The sequence below is a fragment of the Kinneretia sp. DJ1R-11 genome, assembly GCF_025717595.1.
Classification (GTDB): domain Bacteria; phylum Pseudomonadota; class Gammaproteobacteria; order Burkholderiales; family Burkholderiaceae_C; genus Paucibacter_A.
On sequence record NZ_JAJIRR010000017.1, the window covers coordinates 45,903 to 64,271 of the forward strand.

Below are 18,369 nucleotides of genomic sequence, written 5' to 3' on the forward strand. Positions count from 1 at the left end.
ATGAGCACGATCTACCGCATGGCCTGCCGCAATTTGGGACGCAATGCCAAACGCAGCATGGTCACCGGCCTGGGCCTGGCTCTGGCCCTGACCTTGTGCATGGCAACCCTGGCCTTGATGGATGGCCTGAGCCAGGAGCTGATCCAGGGCACCACCGAAGGCGAAGTCGGGCATGTGCAGATTCATGAGCCGGCCTACCTCGACAGCCGGGCCTTGCGCAGCACGGTACCGGCCGATCCCAAGGCCCTGGCCGCTTTGCGCATTTCAGGCGTCCAGGCTCTGAGTCTGCGCCTGTATGCCTTCGCCTACCTCAGTCATGGCACGCGTTCGGCCGGCGTGCAGCTGATGGGCATTGATCCCGAGCAGGAAGCGGCCGTGACCGTTCTGCATCGCAAACTCAGCCAGGGTGAATGGCTCGCAGCTCTGCCGACGCCCTGGCGCGAGGCCCAGGCTTTGGATGCCCAGCAGCAAGCCACCGACCAGGCCCTGACCGAGGCCGCCATTGCCCGCGCCTTTGCCCGGCTGGAGGGCCGCAGCCAAGCGGCGAGCGCAGCCGGCACGCCGGCGCAGCTGCAGGACCCAAGCCTGGCCCTGGCCGAACAACTGGCCCCGGGACCCAGTCGCCGCCCCGGCGTGGTGCTGGGGGTCAAGCTGGCGGCCAATCTGGGCCTGGCCGCCGATGCGCAAGGTCGCTGGGGGCAGACACTGGGCCTGCTGGTCGAAAGCGCCGAGGGCGTGCAAAGCCATCTGGAGCTGGAAGTCCGCGGCGTGCTGCAGACCGGCCTGGACCATCAGGACCGCAGCCGGCTGCTGCTTCATGTGACCGATCTGCAGAAGATGCTGCAGCTGCCGGGCCAGGCCCATGAGATTGCGCTGCGCCTGGCCGCACCGGCACAGGCCGATGCCCTGGCCGCCGAGCTGCAGGCCCGCCTGGGCGATGGCCAGAAGGTGCAGAGCTGGTCGCAGCTGCGGCCCGATGTCTTGGCCCTGATCGCCGCCAATCGTGCCCTGATGGGCACCCTGGTCTTCATCGTCTTTTTGATCGCCGGCGTGGGCGTGCTCAACACCATGCTGGTCAGCGTCATGGAGCGCCAGCGCGAGCTCAGCCTGCTCAAGGCGCTGGGTCTGGCACCGAGCAAAGTGCTGCTGCTGGTGATCGCCGAAACCGTGCTGCTGTGCCTGGCCGGCGGCGGGGTGGGCCTGGCGGCCGGCATGGGCCTGAGTCTGTGGCTGCAGCTGCATGGACTGGATGTATCGGGCTTCGGCGAGTTCAGCCTGTCCGGGGTGGGCATGGCGCCGGTTCTGCGCGGGCAGCTCAGCATCGCCAGCGCAGCCCTGCCCTTGCTGATGCTGATCCTGATCAGCCTGCTGGCCGCCTTGCTGCCCGCCAGCTGGGCCGCCCGATTGACGCCGGCTGCCGGCATGAGAGCGCAGTGAGGACATGAACATGCTTGCCCACCGACTGGCCCTTCGCAACCTTCTGCGCCACCGCCGCCGCAGCGGCTTCACTGCCGCCATCATCGTCAGCACCATGGCCTTGCTGACCTGCTTCCTGGGGCTGTCCGACGGCGGCCATCAAGCCATGATCCAAGTCGGCGTGCGCATGGGTTTGGGTCATCTGATCCTGTCCCAGCAAGGTCATGCGCAGGATCCGAGCCTGGAGCGCCTGATTGCCAAAGGCCCGCAAGCGCTGGAGCAAAGTCGCGCGGCAGCGGGCACCCTGGCCAGCAGCGTGGTGCCGCGGCTGCGCTTCTCGGCCATGGCCCAGGCCGGCGCCCAGCAGATCGCGGTCACGGCCTCGGGCGTGGAGCCGGCGCTGGAGCTGCCGGTGTCCGGCATTGCCGATGCGCGCGCCATCATCGTCGGCTACCCCTTGCCGGTACCCACCGCGCAGGCATCGCCTGGCGAGGCACCGGCCCGCACCGGCCTGCCGCCTCTGGTGCTCGGCGAGCGCCTGGCCAAGGCCCTGGATGTGCGCATCGGCGACCGCGTCACCCTGACGGTCAAGCCCCTGGGAGGCGGAGAGTTCGCACGGGCGGCATTTGAGCTGCACGGCATCTTCCGCACCGGCATCCAGGAACTCGATGCCTTTTGGGTGGAACTGCCCTTGGAGGCTGCACAACAGCTGACCGGCGCCGCCCAGGGCGTCAGCCAGCTGGCCTTGTATCTGGAGGATGAGCAGCAACTGCCGGCCTTGCAGCTGCAGATGCAGCCACTGCTTGAGGCGCGGGCTTGGGAGGCGCAGGCCTGGACCCAGGCCGCCCCCGAGCTGAACTCGGCCGTGGCCATGGATGCGGCCGGCATGGCCTTGCTGATGGTGATCGTGATCGTGGTCGTGGTGGCCGGCATCCTCAACACCGTGATCATGTCCGTGCTCAAGCGGCACCGCGAGTTCGGCGTGATGCTGGCCCTGGGCAGCAGCCCCGGCTTGATCGTGCGCGTGGTGCTGCTGGAGTCGCTTTACCTGGCCGGCACCAGCCTGCTGCTGGGCTTGCTGCTGGGCCTGGCGGCGCATTGGCATTTCGCGACCGAGGGCCTGAACTTCCGGGAGGTTTTCGGCACCGGCCTGGAAGCCGGCGGCGTGCTGCTGCCCGAGCGCTTTTATTCCCTGCTCAAGCCGCTGAAGCTGGCGGGCGTGGCGACCCTGATCCTGCTGCTGACCCTGCTGGTCAGCCTCTACCCCGCCTACAAATCTGGACGTCTCAAGCCCATCGAGGCCATCAAGCACCATGCCTGACACCCCCATCTTCCAGGCCCATGGCCTGCACAAGCGTTTCCAACAAGGCTCGCTGCAAGTCCATGCGCTGCGCGGCATCGATCTGCGCATCGACGCCGGAGAGTTCGTCGTGATCGCCGGACCCTCGGGCTCCGGTAAATCGACGCTGCTCAATCTGCTGGGCCTGCTCGATTCGCCCTCCGAGGGCCAGCTGCAGTTCTCCGGTCGCGATGTATCGCGCCTGTCAGCCACCGAGCTGTCAGGGCTGCGCCGCGATTCACTCGGCTTTGTGTTCCAGGCCTACAACCTGATGCCGGTGCTCAGCGCACTGGAGAACACCGAGATGGTCATGGAGTTCCAAGGCATCGCGCCGGAACAGCGGCGCGAACGCAGCATCCGCCTGCTGCAGCAGCTCGGGCTCGGCGAGCAGATGCACCGCTACCCGGACCAGCTCAGCGGCGGGCAGCAGCAACGCGTGGCCGTGGCGCGCGCCATCGCCAGCGGGCCTCGCGTGGTGATTGCCGATGAACCGACCGCCAATCTGGACTCGGCCACCGCGATCGCGCTGATGGAACTCATGCAAAGCCTCAATCGCGAGCAAGGCGTGAGCTTTGTCTTCAGCTCACACGATCCGTTGGTGATCCAGAGGGCTCGCCGCGTGATCCTGCTGCGCGATGGGAAGCTGGTGTCCGACCAAGCTCAGGACCCGATCGAGCGGCCCGAAGCGCGCGAGCGCGCCCGTCGCGATGGCGAAGCCCGCCATGCCCTGGCCTGAAGCCATGCTGGTCCTGCTTTGGGCCCTGATTTGGCTCGCCCCCGGGCTCAGCCAGGCCTCCACGGGCGCCAGCGAGCCGGCAATGGCAGAACTGGAAGCCCCCGCCGACCGGGGCGCCCTGCTCTGGTTGCGCGCCATGCAGCTGCGCCCGGAGCTCGAGGGCGGCGCGGCGCCGCGCCAGCATCTGCTCAATGCCCAGCTGCGCCTGCATGCCCAGCACGGCGCCGGCAGCCCGGCAGAGCCGCGTTGGACCCTGCATCTGGATGCCGAGCACTGGCAGGCGCGGCAGCGCGAGGAATGGGCCTGGCTGCGCCCGGCCGAGGATGTGCGAGCGCTGGGCTCGCCCCGGGCGCGGCTGGGCACGCAGCGAGCCAGCCGACTGCAGCTGGACTGGGCCTACCTCAGCGCACGCCAGGCCGGCTGGCAGTACAGCCTGGGCCGCCAGCCCATCAGCCGCGGTCTGGGCCGCTTGTGGTCGGTGCTGGACCTGCATGCACCGTTTCAGCCCCTGGATTTGGAGCGACTCTACAAACCCGGCGTCGACGCCTTGCTGTTCGATCAGGAACTGAGCCCGGGCTGGACCAGCCAGAGTCTGCTGAGCGTGCGGCGCGAAACCGCTCCAGGCGCGAGTGCCGACCTGGCGCCGGCGCCGGAAGGGCGACGCCGCTGGCATGTCCAGCAAGGCCTGGCCTGGAGCCGCGCTTCGGACCTCGGCCAGCTCTGGCTGGCGCGCCGCAGCGGCCTGACCCTCCTGGGCCTGGGTGCCCAGCGCCTGGACCTGGCTGGTGGCGACTGGTATGTCGAACTGCTGGGCCACCGAGGCGGCTTGCAGGCGGAGTCACGCTGGCAACACCGCGCCCTGCTCGGCGCCCAGTACCGGCTGCGGCCGGGCTGGATGTTGAATCTGGAGGCCCTGCGGCAGAGCGCACCCGCGACGCTGGGGCTGCCCCATCTGGGCCGCAGCCGGCAGTACCTTGCCGGAGCGCTGAGCTGGGAAGCCCACCCTTTGCTGCAGGTCGATCTGCTGTGCCTGCACAACCGCAGCGACGCCAGCGGCCAGCTCTTGCTGGGCCTGAAGTGGCAGCTGCGTGAAGCCATGGAGCTGCGCGCGCACTGGAGCCTTCCGGTCAGCGGTGAGCGCGGCAGCGAGTTCCGCACGCTCGGCCGGGCCCTGCAGCTGAGCCTGCTCATGCATCACTGAGACCAAGGATCGCGAATGAAACTGGCCACCCTGAAGAAGCTCGTCTTTGAAAAAAACGTGCTGTCTTTCCTGCGTCTCGGAGGGGAGACCCAAAGCCTGTACCGCAGCGCGTTTGCCAGCGCCGCCGACGCATCAGGCTTGTTGACGCTCTTGCAAGAGTCGCCGCGCGACAGCCACAGCATCGCCCAGGCCTTGCGGATCGGCCCGGAACGCCACAACGCCCTGCTGGCCTGGCTGGACTGTGGCCTCGGCGTCGGCGAGCTGGCCTTGCGCGGCGGCCGCTACCACCTCAAGGGCAAGCTGTCACGGCTCTTGGCCCGGCCACGCAATGATGTGACGGCCGCCATGTTCGCCGAAGTGACGCGTTATCACTTTGACGCCATCCTCGGTGCGCCGGCACGCTTGCGCGGTGGCCGAACCTACACCCTGGACGACCAGGATGGCGCCCTGATCGCACGTTCCTCGCGCATTCTGGAACCCTTTGTTGAAGAGGCCATCGACTGGGCGTTCACGCAGCAGCGCCCGCGCAGCGTGCTGGAAGTGGGCTGCGGCGCTGGACACTACCTGAGCTATATGCTCAAACGCTGGCCGGGCGTGCAACTCACGGCCATCGATATGCAGGCCGATGTGGTGGACAGCGCCCGCGCGCATCTGAATGCCGCGGGCCTGAAGGACCAGGTGGACTTGCAGCAGGCCCAGCTCTTTGATCTGCCACCGCCGCCGCCGGGTCAGGGCTACGAGCTCATCACCCTGCACAACAACTTTTACTACTTCAAGAGTAGCGAGCGCCAGGCCCTGCTGGAGCATGTGGGCCGGCTCTTGGCGCCCGATGGCCGGGTGCTGATCACCAGCAGCTGCCAGGGTGGCAGCCCGGCCGTCGCCGCCCTGCATCTGTGGTGGACCCTGTCCGACATCAACGCCGGTCTGCCCGAGCGCGCACAACTGCTGACGCTGCTGCAAGACACAGGCTGGCGAGACATCGCCCACCGCCAGCTGCTGCCCGGGGAAAGCTACTACGGCTTCTTGGCCCGCCGGCCAAACCCAACGCTTTGACGAGGAGACACCGCATGAATCTGGAAAGCCCGATCGATCTCGGTCCACGCACTTCAAGCCCGGAAGCGCGATGGGCCTGGCGCTTCTCGACCTGCCACCACCTGAATGCTCAACGTCTGGGTGGCAAGGGTGCGCAACTGGCCCGCCTGTTCGCTCTGGGCCTGCCCGTGCCGGACGGCCTGTGCGTGCCCATCCACGCCATGGAAGAGTTTGCCCAGCACAACGGCCTGGACCTGGACCAGGCCCTGGGCAGTGGCGACGCGGCGGTCTGGGCGGAGATGGCGGAGCAAATTCGGGCCGGGGAGTTCCCCAGCCATGCCATCAGCGAGCTGGCTCTGGCCTACGAGGGCCTGGGGGCGGGCGCCGTGGCCGTGCGCTCGTCGGCCTGTGATGAAGATGGACAAAGCCTTTCCTTTGCCGGCCAATACAGCAGCTTCATGTATGTGCAGGGCGTGCCGGAACTCTTGCAGCGCCTGCGCAGCTGCTGGGCCTCTCTGTTCAACACAGCCGCCCTGTCCTACCGTCGCCAGCACGCCCAGACCTTGGTCGGTGCCCGCATGGGCGTGGTCATTCAGCGCATGGTGCCCGCCACGGCGCACAGCTGCGCGGGCGTGGGATTTGCCCGCGACCCGCTGCAGCCGCAGCTGGAGCAGATGCGCATCGAGGCCTGCCGCGGCCTGGGTGAGGGCCTGGTGTCGGGGCGCGTACCCAGCGATGGCTACACCCTGGCGCTGTCGGATCTGCGCACCCTGTCTCAGAACATCGAGTCCAAGCACACGGCCTTGCTCTGGTCTCCGGACCAAGGGCAGTTGCATCTGCAAGCGCTGACGCAGGAGCTGGCCGACAGCCCCGCCCTCGATCTGCTTGCCCGCGCGGAGGTGGGTGCCCTGCTGACGCGCTGTTCGCGCTTGCTCGGTCATCCTCAGGACATCGAGTGGGCTCGCGAGGAAGACGGCCAGCTCTGGCTGCTGCAAAGCCGGGCCATCACGACCCTGGCTAGGCCTGAACCGCTGGAAGCCGATGAGGGGCCGCAGCAGGGCCGCAGCGATGCCGCGATGTCGGATGCCGTGCTGTGGTCCCGCATGGACATTGGCGAGATCTTCACCGGCCGCATGAGCCACCTGGGCATCAGCTTTGCCAAGCATTACCAGTACCAGGTCCACCGTGCCTGCGGTACCGGCATCGGTCTGCTGGATCTGGGCGACCCGGACCTCTACATGGGCTACTACCGCGGCCATGTTTACCTCAATGTGGCCTACACCGCCTACCTGCTCTCGCAAACTCCAGTGGGCATGGACCAGGCGCCGTTTCTGCACCGCTTCAGCAGCGAAGAGGTGACGCTCGACGGCTACCGCAACCCCTACGGTTTGCGTCTGGGCAGCACCGCCTGGCGCCGCGCCATCTGCCATGGCTATTGGGTGCAAAAAGCCGCGCTGGAGCTGCTGGGCGCCAAGCGACGGGCCCGACGCATGGTGGCCAGCCGCCACCGCGAGTACGAGCGCGCTCTGCACATGGACCTGCGGCGCCTGAGCATGGGCGAACTGCGCGGTGAGATGCAGCATTCGCTCGCCTACTTCAAGGCCATGCACATCGGCTACCTGCCCTTCTACATCAATGCCTTCACCTTGTACGGGGTCCTGGAAGAGATGTGCGGCGCTTGGCTGCCGGGGCGCGGCATGCATTTGCAGAACCGGCTCAAGGGCGATATGTCGAACTTGCGCACGGTGGAGTCGGCGCGCGAGCTGTGGCAGCTGACCCAGGCGCTGCAAAGCTATCCCGAACTGCCGACCTTGCTGGAAGCCACGCCGGCCGAGCTGGCACATGATGTGCTGTCCGCTCATGTGCAGGGTCAGGTCTTTCTGCGCAAAGAGTACGCGCTGTTCATGCGCAACAACGGTGTGCGCGGTCATGAAGAGATGGAGCTCACACACCCGCGCTGGGTGGATGACCCCAGCTATGTCTTCCAAATGATCAAGATTTACATGCGCCAGGGCTTCAGCGTCGATGAGCGCTTGGCGAGTAACGATCAACGGCGTCAGGTGGACACCGAGGCACTGCTGGCCGAACTCTCGCCGGCTCGCAGATGGCTGCTCAAGCGAGTGAGCACGCTGTACTGCGCCTGCAGCCGCCTGCGTGAAGAAACCCGCATGAGCATGATCACTTCGATCTGGCTGGTTCGTCGCGTGGTCTGCGAGCTGAGTCGTCGCTTGCTGGAACAAGGCCTCTTGCGCGATATGGCCGATATGGCCTGGTTGGACTTCGATCAGATCCAGGCCTACCTTGATGGACGCTTGAGCGCGGACCAGGCCTTCCCGAGCGCCTTGATCGAAGCCCGGCGCCGGCGGCAGCAGGCCTGGCTGCGTGAAGGCGAGCCGCCGCTGACCTTCATCGGCAGGCCACCTGAGCGCTCGGCGGCGCCCCTCGCGCCCATCCGGGGCGACCTGAGCGGGCTGGGCACCTCGCGCGGGGTGCTGCGGGCGCGAGCCCGTGTGATTTTGGATCTCAACCGGCAAGCCGCCGAGCTGCAAAGCGGTGAAATCATCGTGACGCAGTTCACCGACGCTTCCTGGACGCCGCTGTTCGCCTTGGCCGGCGCGGTGGTCACCGACATCGGGTCGATGCTGTCGCACAGCTCCATCGTGGCCCGAGAGTTCGGTATTCCCTCGGTGGTGAACACCCAGTTCGCCACCGCGAGCATCCGCAGCGGCGACTGGTTGACCGTCGACGGCGAGCGCGGACTGGTGGCCATCGAACGCCTGGACAGCAAGAACACAGGGAGCTGAACATGACGGTCCTGATTGATCGCATCCGTTTGAAATCCGCGGACCAGCGCGAGCCCTTCATGCGCTGGGTGCGCGAAGTGGACTACGCCGCCTGCCAGGATCTGACCAGCGTGCAGCGCTTCCGAGTCTTTGAGTGCCCGGGCGGCGACGGTCTGGATTTCTTCGAGATCGTCGAAGTCAGCAGTCTGTCGGACTTCGAGGCGGACACGCGCAGCGCCCTGTTCCATGGCTTGCATGCGCGCTTCGTCGAGATGGCCGAGTTGGGCGATCAGTTTGCTGGCCAGCTGCTGGAGCCGGGCTTTGAGCGTCGAAGCTGAGCCTTCGCTGGCGCAAGCCGGGCCGACGTTGGGTCTGCTGCCAACTCAGCAGCTGCTGCTGGACCAAGTGCCTGCGCAGCCGGATGGCGACTGGCTGGCGCTGCAGCTGCACCCCCTGGAATTGCAGCGCTGGCACGGCCTCAGCTGGCCCAAACGCCGACGCGACTGGCTCGCCGGCCGGCTGTGCGCCAAGTCCGCACTGAGGCGCTTGTTACCTCGGGAACTGGCGGCGCCGTCCCAGCTGCTGATTGGTAGCGACGCATTGGCGCGGCCATGCCTGCCCGGTTCCGCGCTGTACCTGAGCATCAGCCACAGCCGGCGCCGGGCCATGGCGGTTGCAGATCACTCGCCTCTGGGCCTGGACACCGAAGTCCATGAGGCGGTGCAGGCGCAGTCACTGCAGATGCTGGTGCCTGCCGAGGAAGTGGCTGTGACCGTTGCCCAGTTGGGGGTCAGCGCCCGCCAGGCCCGAACCCTGCTCTGGTGTCTCAAGGAGGCACGCTTCAAGTGCCAGGGCAGCGGCAGCTTTGTGGCGCTTGCGCAGGGCTGGCGACTGCTGGGCTGGAGCGCAGATGCCCAGCCGCGCTGGACCGCGCAGGCCGCATGGCCGCCTGCGCCGGCCGGCATGGGCTGGCACGTCAGCCTCTATGCCAATGAACAAGAGGCCTGCGCCCTGGTCCATGCCCAGCCGCAGTCCACCCATTCCTAAAAGAGAAGACCGACCCTCATGAGAACTGAAAGCCTCGAAATCGCCTCCCGATGGGAGCAGCAGCTCGGTGACCCGCGCCAAGCCGACGCGCTGCTGAATTTTGATGAGGCGCTGCGCGAGGATGAAGCCGAGGCCTTCCCGCAGGCGCGCCTGAACACCCTGCTGCGCCTGGGCATGTTCGAGCAGCTGCTACCTGCCAGACTGGACGGACAAATGGAGGAACCCGAGCGAATCCTGGCCTTGTCGCGAATTCTGTCGCGCCGTGACTTAAGCACGGCCATCGCTTTCGGCCAAACCCTGCTGGGATCCATCCCCATCTGGTTGGCCGGCAGCCCGAGCCAACAACAGGCGCATGCCCAAAGCCTGCGCGCCGGCAGCCTGGCCTGCCTCGCGCTGACCGAGCGCGAGCATGGCAGCGACATTCTGTCCACCGAGTTCAAGGTGCAGGCTGATCCGGACGGCATCCACCTGCGCCTGAGTGGCGAGAAGTGGCTGATCAACAATGGCAGCAAAGGTGGATCGGCAACGGTGCTGGCCTGTCAACAGCATGTGGACGGTCGCAAGGAGCTGGTATTGCTGCGCCTGGCCCGTGGGCCCGCGGAGGGTTCCGGTTGGCGCTCGCTGGCCAAGATTCAAACCCATGGAATTCGCGGGGCAGACATCAGCGGCTTCCGGCTCCAGGACTACCCTTGCGTGGCCGCCGATGCGGCCTTCCCCCGCACGGAGGCCGCCCTGAGCACCGTACTCAAGACCTTGCAGATTTCTCGCATCCTGTGCGCCGGATTCTCGCTCGGCGCCACCGACACCTTGTTGCGCCTGACCCTGGGTTTTGCTCAGCAACGCCAGCTCTATGGCAAGACGGTAGCCCAAATCCCGGTCGCACGCGCCAAGCTGGCCCAGTGCTATGCCAAGCTGCTGTGCAATGATCTGCTGGCCCAGGCGGCCACGCGTTCGATTGCCCTGTTACCGGGTGAACTGAGCGTGCTTTCACCGATCTGCAAGTACCAGTTGCCGGTCAGTTGCGAAGCCATCGCGCGCGAACTGGCCCAGGTACTCGGGGCGCGGCACTATCTGCGCTCCCAGGATGAGCTGGGCATGTTTCAAAAGATGGCGCGCGATCTGCAAGTCGTCAGCCTCTTTGATGGAAGCACCCAGGTCAATTTGGGCCTGCTCGCCGGCCAGCTTCGCCAGTTGCAACAAAGCTTGAACGAGACCTGGGCCGAGGGCTCGAGCGATGCAGCGAGGCTGATGAATCAGGCTCGCCAACTGCTGACCACGAGCGCCGCTGTCAAGGGCTGGCCTGAGTCGAGTGCCTTGCGTCTGAGCAGCCAAGGGCGGGACAGTCTGATGCAAGCCTACCTCTGCTGGCGTCGCGGCACCCAGGGTGTGAGCAGTGACGCCGTGGCTGTCGCTTTGCTGGCCCTGGACCAAGGGCTGCAGCAATGTCTGGCAAACATCGAGCAGCATTTCTGGGTGAACCGCTTGCCCGTGGACAGCAGCGCCGCCCAGCAACTGGCCATGGACTATGCGCGCTTGTGGCCTGGCTGTGCCTTGGCCCTGGCTTGGTGTTTCGACCAAGAGGCCGCTGCGATCACAGACAGGACCGGCGTCAGCAGCGATCTGCTGCTCGAAGGCCTCAGGCAGACCTTGCCTGAGCTCGGCATCGCGGCCTGCGAGGCGCGCGAGCAAAGGCTGCTGCAAGCTGCCATGAATTGTGTGGAGCAGCACCTGCTGTTCTCACTCTCCCCGCTGCAAGCCGCCTGGTGAAGCGCCTGCGTCTGCGCTTGCTTCACCAGGATCAACACTCAAGCAATGATCTTGCCTTAAGCCGAAAGGCTTCAGTTGAGCAAACCCAACAAGGCCGCTTGCACCACGGCCGAGGTCTTGTTGCTGGCGCGGAGCTTGACGATCGAGTTCTTGACGTGAAAATTGATCGTGTTCTCGGAAACCGCCAGGATGGAGGCGATCTCACCCGAGGTCTTTCCATCGGCCGTCCATTTGAGAACTTCGAGCTCGCGCACGCTCAGGCCTGCAGCGCCGTCTTCGCAATGACGCCGGCGAATCAAGCGCGACAGGCTTTGATGTGCCACGCAGACCAGCCAACGCAGCTTGATCTCCTCTTGCTCCAGCCAGGCTTGGGAGAGCGCGTCGTGACCCCGAGCCAGGGTCAGCATCCCTCCAACACCAAAAGCATCCAGGCTGGACTGAGCCCAGCCATGCCGTAAACCATGGTCCTGGGCATCGCTCCACAGGGTCAGTGCGTCGACAAACACCGCATCGTTCCAAACCAAGGGCTGGCTGCTCTGCCGGCAATGATGAACCGTTGGGTCGATTTTCAGATAGTTCTCGCTGGCATAGTGCACCTGCCAGCCCACCGGATAGTTGTTGAGCATGACGGTCTTGGGATTGCTGAAAGACCGCGGAATACGCATGCCGTAGGCGCAGTAGTCAAAGCCCAAGTCTCGCGCAGCGCCACCGAGCCGCTGAAGCATCGTGTGCTCACAATCCACGTCCTGCGCGACCTGCAACAACTCCTCCTGCCAAGCTCTCATTGCTTCCCCAAGCTATTCTCGAAGCCGTAGTACCTCCGCTTCAGCATACCCGTGCTGCCCGCTTGCTTGCGCTGTAAGCCCTTACAGGGTCAGGCCAATAGCTGCAAGTGAATGTAAGAACTTCCGCCCTGAGCTCGGCGCCGATGGAAACGGGGCAAGCCTTGGTGCTTCGATTGCCGAGCCCTGCTGGCCAGCTCGACCGCGATGGCGGATCTGAACATTGCAAACGCTTCATGGTGCGCCAGGGTTTTGCTGGGTTGGAGCTGCTCTACAAATTCAGCGTCATTTGCTGGCCGGTCCAATCACGAGCAGAACTTGCTTCGATGGCCAACAAACGCTGTTTCGTCAACAAGCCCCCATGGGCTGAAAAACCGCCTTGCCCCTTGCCGCTGGCCAGCACGCGATGGCAGGGCACGATGGGTGCAAAGGGGTTGCGGCCTTCGGCTTGGCCCACGGCGCGCGCCGCGCCTGGCTGGCCCAGGCGCGCGGCAAGTTCACCGTAACTGCAGGTCTGGCCCAGCGGAATCTGGCGAGTCATCGCCAGCACCTGCCGCTGGAATTCGGGCAGCGCGCTGTCATCCAGCACGATCGCCAGCAGCTCCTCGTTGTCGGCCAGCTCACCGGCCAACAGGCGTTGCACGGCATGCACGGCCGCTGCGATCTGGAGTGGCAGCTGATCGGTCTCGCGGCCGGTGGGAAAGCGCTGGCGCAAGCGGTCGCGGCTCAGACTGGTCGTGGCCCCGGGCAATTGGCTGCCGCAGACGCCGAGCTCGTTCCAGGCAATACAGCAGAGGCCCAGGGCGGTGTCAAAACCGTGCAAGCAGATCATGGCCTCAAGCGGCAGCCGCGCTGGCACCCACCTCGGCCGCAAGCTTCTCCGCAGCTTTTTCGGCCACATGCGCCGCCACGCCGACGCGTGCCTGCGTCGCGATCTCGGCCACGGCGCGCGGCGCCAGGGCTTTGTATTGATGGTCGGACCAGATCTGACGCCAGCGGCGCGAGCCGGCTTGGCCATTCCACAAACCCAGGGCATGGCGCATGGCCTGGGGCCAGCTGGCATATGGCGCTGAAGCGACATGGCGCTCCAGATAGAGCAGCCAGTCGGCCTCGACCTGCTCGCGCGACTGGGCCGGGTTGGGTGCGCCGAAGAAGCGCCGGTCCCAATCGACCATCTGCCAGGGCTCGTGATAGGCCTGGCGGCCGACCATCACGCCGTCCACATGCTGTAGCTGCTCGGCGATCTCTTCGTCGGTTTTGATGCCACCATTGAGGACGATGGTCAGCGCAGGGAAATCGCGTTTAAGCTGGTGCACCAATTCGTAGCGCAGCGGCGGGATCTCACGGTTCTCTTTCGGCGACAGGCCTTGCAACCATGCATTGCGCGCATGAACGATGAAAACTTCGCAGCCGGCCTCGGCGATCTGGCCGACGAAATCCCGCACGAAGTCGTAGCTCTCAATTTTGTCGATACCGATGCGGTGCTTGACCGTGACCGGGATGCTCACCGCATCGCGCATGGCCTTGACGCCATCGGCCACCAGACCTGGCTCGGCCATCAGGCAGGCGCCAAAAGCGCCACGCTGAACCCGCTCGCTCGGACAGCCGCAGTTGAGGTTGACCTCGTCATAACCCCATCGCTCGGCCAGCTGGGCGCAGGCGGCCAGATCTGCCGGCTCCGAGCCACCGAGCTGCAGAGCGACCGGATGCTCTTCGGGGTTGAAGTCCAAATGCCGGGGCTGATCGCCGTGCAGCAAGGCGCCGGTCGTCACCATTTCGGTGTAAAGCCGGGTCTGACGGGTCAGCAGGCGATGGAAGGTCCGGCAATGCCGATCGGTCCAATCCAACATGGGGGCAACCGAGAGCCGCCAGGGGCTGATCGTGGGCGAATCGGTCGGAGCCGAGGAGGCAGGTGCAAAGGGGAGCGCGGTATTCACCGCCCGATTATCCCAAAGCCTGCTTCCCCGGCGCCAAGCACCCTCACCTTCAGGGTGTGAAACTCACGTTCAGGTTCAGCCCCGAGTAGGCGGCGTAGGCATAGAGGCCGATGTAGACCCAGCCGGCCACCGGGCTGGCGATGCTGCAAGTTTCGGTGTTGGTCGAGCCGTTCTGGCGGCAGCTGTAGCTGCTCAAGCTGGGCTGGCTGCCGTTCTGGGTGTAGAGATCCATATCGCCGCTGCCGCCACTGCCTTTGACGACAAGATTGCGCGCACCGCTTGGGATGGCGACCTTGTAATAGCGCCAACTGCCCTTGGCGCCGCTGAGTCCGCTGACGGTCTGGCCGTTGCCGAGCACCGGTACGCTGTCGGCGCTGAGTACCAGGGGCTTGCTCAGGCTGTTGCTCTTGCCCTCGTTGTCAGTGACGGTGAGGCTGACCGTGTAGCTGCCGGCCGCCGCGTAGGCATGGCTGGGGCTGGCGACGGTACTGCTGGCGCCGTCGCCGAAATTCCAGCTGCGCGAGGCGATGCTGCCGTCGGCATCACTGCTGCGGTCGGTGAAGCTGACGTTGAGTCCGTTGATGCTGGCGTCAAAGGCGGCCACTGGCGCCGTGCCGCCGCTGCCGTCGTTGATGTTCAGGAACACGGCACTGAAGGCACCCCAGTTGCCTGCCGCATCACGGCCGCGCACGTAGACGATGTGCCTGCCCGGTCCGAGGCCGGCGGTGTCGAGGCTGGAGCGCACACCTTCGCTCGTGCTGTTGAAACTTCCGTCGCTGGCCTGCAGCGCGCGCGCCACCGCGCCGGCCACCCAGGGTGGGGTGTCGATATAGGCTTCGGCCGCGGCCACGGCCTGGGTCGGCTCGGCACCATTGCTGTTGTTGTAGCGACTGTCGTCCACCGTGGCCGTCAGAGCCACCTGGGTTCCAGCAGGCACGCCGCCGCTGCTGGCGTTGCCGGCCAGAGCCAGACTCAGCACATCGGGGCCGGCCGGGGTTTGGTAGGGCGTGCGCAGCACCTTGGCGGCGTAGATCAGGGCCGGCAGGTTGCCGGGCAGCACGGTGCTGTTGTAGTAGCTGCACTGCTCGAAAAACGCCGTACCCAGCTCGAAGGTGAAGGCGGCCACGCCGAGTTCGCCGTAGCTCGGGCCATCACTGGTGCCATCGGTCTCGTAGAGGCTCAGCGAGCGCTGCGGTGTGTGGCCATTCCAGAAGGCGAACTTGCGGCCCAGGGTGGCCAGTTGCTTGTCATTGCCGGCCACCACGCCATTGGTGCCCCAGGGCCAGAGCAAGAGGCGACCGTGGCTGTGGATGTCCAGATGGATGCCCGAGGTGTCCAGCGGTGCGGCATCGGCGCGGTTGGGGCCGCGGCGGTCGGGCCAGAGGCTTCGGATGTAAGCCTCCACCGCCTGGGTTTCCGGCTCGGACGCCGCGCTGGGCCCACGGTAGGTTTCATTGCAGGCGCTGCCGCTGGAGCCCGCGCCATTGGTGCTGTTCCACTGGAAGCCGAAATTCCTGTTCAGGTCGGCGCCGCGGCTGTTGCTGGTGGCGCCGCAATAGGCGGTGTTGGTGTTCTTGCGCCAGAGCAGGCCGGTCTCGGCCTTCTTACGCCCATCGGGATTTGTGGCCAGGAGCAGGTGGATCTCGTGGTGGTCGAGGATCCAGGTCGCATCGGCATCGACGCCGTAGCCATTGACGAGGCGTTTGGCGAACTCAAGCACCAAGGGGGTGGTCGTGTACTCGCGGGCATGGATGCCGGCATTGACGAAGAGGCGCGGCTTGGTGGCTGGGCCGGCGCTGTTGCCCAGCTTGAGCACACGCAGGTCGTAGCCGCCGCTGCCGCGGGTCTTTTGCCAGCTGTCGCCGATGTCCACCCAGCGCGCCAGCTGGGGCTTGGCGGCGATCAGCCCATCGCCTTCGGTGAACACCTCTTCAACCGTGGGATAGCAGCTGTAGCTCGGGATGCCGGCGAAACTGGGCGTCAGGTCCTTGCCCAAGCTGCGGCGGCGCTCGGCCAGCTCGGCGCTTTCGCGGCTGGCTTGGGCCTGCTGCTCGCCCAGCCACTGCTCATCGCCCTGCAGGCGAAAACCCAGAGCGCGCAGTTCGCGGGCCTCGTTGGCATCGGCCAGCACGACCAAGTAGCCCAGCTCGTACTTGGATTCCAGCGTGTCGAAGCGGCTGTGAGCAATGCCCTGGGCCAGGCGCAGATCCTTGAAGTAGGCGCGGTACACCGTGCGCGCAGCCTCGGCTGGGAGTGCTTTGACTGCCGTAGAGGCGACGGGCGTCTCATGGGCCCAGGAACTGCCTGCCGGTGAGAGCAGGACACCGCTGAACATCGAGGTCAGCATCCAGACAGAGGGGCGAAGTGCAGGCATCGGGCTTCTCCTTGGCGAACTGGCCATCCATGGGCCGTGAATGGCCAGTGTGCGCAGCCGGCTGGGCCAGCGCGCACGGAGAAACCCTCAAACTGGGCCGAGTCTGTAAGGCCTTACAGGTTCAAGCGTCGGCGGCCCGAAGGGCTCAGAACAGGCCGCTGATGCGCCCCTGCGCGTCGACATCGATGCGCTCGGCCGAGGGCACTTTGGGCAGACCCGGCATGGTCATGATGTCGCCGCAGATGGCCACCACGAACTCGGCGCCCGCTGCCAAGCGCACTTCGCGCACGCGCAGCACATGGCCCTCAGGCGCGCCGCGCAGGTTGGTATCGCTGCTGAAGGAGTACTGGGTCTTGGCGATGCAGACCGGCAGCTGCCCCCAACCGGCGTTCTGCCATTCCTGCAGCTGGGCGGCGGCCTTGGGTTCGAACACCACCTCGCCAGCACGGTAGACCTTGCTGGCGATGGCGCGGATCTTGTCGGCCAGCGGCAAGGCATCCTCGTAAATGCTGGCGGCACGCGCCCCACCCTGCTCGCATTGGGCCACGACGGCGCGGGCCAGCTCGGCCGCACCGGCACCGCCCTCGGCCCAATGCGTGGCCAGCACGCAGCGCACGCCGCGTTGCTGGCAATAGGCCTGAATCAGGGCGATCTCTTCGGCCGTGTCGGCATCGAATCGGTTGATGGAGACGATGGCCGGCAAACCGTAATGCTGCTGCACGTTCTCGATGTGACGGCCGAGATTGGCCAGGCCAATCTCCAGGGCCTGCAGGGTGTCGCTGCCCGGCTTTTTCGCATCGGTACCGCCGTGGTACTTGAGGGCCCGCACGGTGGCCACGATGACGGCGCAGCTGGGCTGCAAGCCGGCCTTGCGGCACTTGATGTCCATGAACTTCTCGGCGCCGAGGTCGGCACCGAATCCAGCCTCGGTGACCACATAGTCGGCCAGCTTCAGTGCCGTTTGCGTCGCGATCACCGAGTTGCAGCCATGGGCGATATTGGCAAAGGGGCCGCCGTGCACAAAGGCCAGATTGCCCTCCAGGGTCTGCACCAGATTGGGCGCCAGCGCGTCCTTGAGCAAGGCGGCCATGGCTCCATCGGCCTTGAGTTCACGCGCGGTGACCGGCCGCTTGTCGGCCGTGCTGCCAATGACGATATTGCCCAGGCGGCGCTTCAGATCCTCCAGCGAGGTGGCCAGGCACAAGATGGCCATGACCTCGGAAGCGACCACGATGTCAAAGCCATCCTGACGCGGATAGCCATTGCCCGGGCCGCCCAAGGCCACGGTGATGTCCCGCAAAGCGCGGTCGTTCATGTCGACCACGCGGCGCCAGCTGATGCGGCGCACATCGATGCCAAGCGCATTGCCATGGTGGATGTGGTTGTCGATCAAGGCGGCCAGCAGGTTGTTGGCCAGGGCGATGGCGTGGAAATCGCCGGTGAAGTGGAGGTTGATGTCCTCCATCGGCACGATCTGCGCCTGGCCGCCACCGGCTGCTCCACCCTTCATGCCGAAGCATGGGCCCAGCGAGGGTTCGCGCAGGCAGATCATGGACTTTTTGCCGATGTGATTGAGGCCATCACCGAGGCCCACTGTGGTGGTCGTCTTGCCCTCGCCCGGGGGTGTGGGCGAAATCGCCGTTACCAGAATCAGGTGGCCGTTCTTGCGGCCGGCAAGAGCAGGCAGATATTCGAGGCCCAGCTTGGCCTTGTAATGGCCGTAAGGGCTGAGCGCCTCTTCGGGCAGATCCAGCGTGCGCTGGGCCAGAGGCAGGATTTTCTGCAAGGTGGCGGCTTGGGCGATCTCGATGTCGGTGGGCATCTGCAGGCTCTTCGGTTGTGGCTGGCTCGGATGGCGAGCCAGCGCAGGGGCCAATGAAAAACGGCAAGGTCCGGTGGGACCTTGCCGTTTCGATTATGGCCTTGCTGCTGGCACGGATAGGCTGCGCCTCGCG

14 protein-coding genes are annotated in these 18,369 nt (G+C 65.8%); 9 read left to right on the top strand and 5 right to left on the bottom strand.

What is annotated here, in order from left to right; all coding sequences use genetic code 11:
* From LNV23_RS21615 to LNV23_RS21655, 9 genes are read left to right on the top strand one after another with little or no spacing between them, the layout of a single operon-like run.
* On the top strand, nucleotides 1-1,437 hold the full coding sequence (locus LNV23_RS21615; protein ID WP_263564895.1) for an ABC transporter permease: 1,437 nt from the start codon (nucleotides 1-3) through the stop codon (nucleotides 1,435-1,437).
* A gap of 10 nt (nucleotides 1,438-1,447) precedes the next feature.
* Nucleotides 1,448-2,737: an ABC transporter permease gene (locus LNV23_RS21620; protein WP_263564896.1), complete on the top strand. Its 1,290-nt coding sequence runs from the start codon at nucleotides 1,448-1,450 to the stop codon at nucleotides 2,735-2,737.
* Complete coding sequence (locus tag LNV23_RS21625) at nucleotides 2,730-3,491, top strand: ABC transporter ATP-binding protein (protein WP_263564897.1); 762 nt, start codon at nucleotides 2,730-2,732, stop codon at nucleotides 3,489-3,491. The genes LNV23_RS21620 and LNV23_RS21625 overlap by 8 nt, the downstream gene beginning before the upstream one ends.
* On the top strand, nucleotides 3,478-4,692 hold the full coding sequence (locus LNV23_RS21630; protein WP_263564898.1) for a hypothetical protein: 1,215 nt from the start codon (nucleotides 3,478-3,480) through the stop codon (nucleotides 4,690-4,692). Before LNV23_RS21625 ends, LNV23_RS21630 begins: the two co-directional genes overlap by 14 nt.
* Before the next feature lie 15 nt (nucleotides 4,693-4,707).
* Entirely contained in the window at nucleotides 4,708-5,745 is a 1,038-nt protein-coding gene (locus LNV23_RS21635) for a class I SAM-dependent methyltransferase (RefSeq protein WP_263564899.1), read from the top strand.
* 14 nt (nucleotides 5,746-5,759) lie between these two features.
* On the top strand, nucleotides 5,760-8,528 hold the full coding sequence (locus LNV23_RS21640) for a PEP/pyruvate-binding domain-containing protein (protein WP_263564900.1): 2,769 nt from the start codon (nucleotides 5,760-5,762) through the stop codon (nucleotides 8,526-8,528).
* Nucleotides 8,529-8,530: 2 nt separating this feature from the next.
* Nucleotides 8,531-8,845 (top strand): RedY/HapK family protein, encoded by a 315-nt coding sequence (locus tag LNV23_RS21645; RefSeq protein ID WP_263564901.1) that lies wholly within the window; start codon nucleotides 8,531-8,533, stop codon nucleotides 8,843-8,845.
* Nucleotides 8,829-9,554, top strand: coding sequence for a 4'-phosphopantetheinyl transferase family protein (locus LNV23_RS21650; protein ID WP_263564902.1), 726 nt, complete (start codon nucleotides 8,829-8,831; stop codon nucleotides 9,552-9,554). Before LNV23_RS21645 ends, LNV23_RS21650 begins: the two co-directional genes overlap by 17 nt.
* A gap of 18 nt (nucleotides 9,555-9,572) precedes the next feature.
* Nucleotides 9,573-11,321, top strand: a complete 1,749-nt coding sequence (locus LNV23_RS21655; RefSeq protein WP_263564903.1) for an acyl-CoA dehydrogenase family protein — start codon at nucleotides 9,573-9,575, stop codon at nucleotides 11,319-11,321.
* Nucleotides 11,322-11,392: 71 nt separating this feature from the next.
* On the opposite strand, the gene LNV23_RS21660 is transcribed toward LNV23_RS21655, so the two are convergent.
* The 5 genes from LNV23_RS21660 to LNV23_RS21680 all read right to left on the bottom strand — a co-directional run bounded on the left by LNV23_RS21660 (nucleotide 11,393) and on the right by LNV23_RS21680 (nucleotide 18,236).
* Nucleotides 11,393-12,046 carry an autoinducer binding domain-containing protein gene (locus tag LNV23_RS21660; RefSeq protein WP_263564904.1) on the bottom strand — a complete coding sequence of 218 codons (654 nt, stop codon included), beginning with the start codon at nucleotides 12,044-12,046 and terminating at the stop codon, nucleotides 11,393-11,395.
* Nucleotides 12,047-12,374: 328 nt separating this feature from the next.
* Nucleotides 12,375-12,935: a methylated-DNA--[protein]-cysteine S-methyltransferase gene (locus LNV23_RS21665; protein ID WP_263564905.1), complete on the bottom strand. Its 561-nt coding sequence runs from the start codon at nucleotides 12,933-12,935 to the stop codon at nucleotides 12,375-12,377.
* 4 nt (nucleotides 12,936-12,939) lie between these two features.
* Entirely contained in the window at nucleotides 12,940-13,953 is a 1,014-nt protein-coding gene (dusA, locus tag LNV23_RS21670; RefSeq protein ID WP_411910615.1) for a tRNA dihydrouridine(20/20a) synthase DusA, read from the bottom strand.
* Nucleotides 13,954-14,089: 136 nt separating this feature from the next.
* Nucleotides 14,090-16,414, bottom strand: coding sequence for a M14 family zinc carboxypeptidase (locus LNV23_RS21675; protein ID WP_263564907.1), 2,325 nt, complete (start codon nucleotides 16,412-16,414; stop codon nucleotides 14,090-14,092).
* Nucleotides 16,415-16,559: 145 nt separating this feature from the next.
* Entirely contained in the window at nucleotides 16,560-18,236 is a 1,677-nt protein-coding gene (locus LNV23_RS21680; protein ID WP_263564908.1) for a formate--tetrahydrofolate ligase, read from the bottom strand.
* Between the last annotated feature and the right edge of the window lie 133 nt (nucleotides 18,237-18,369).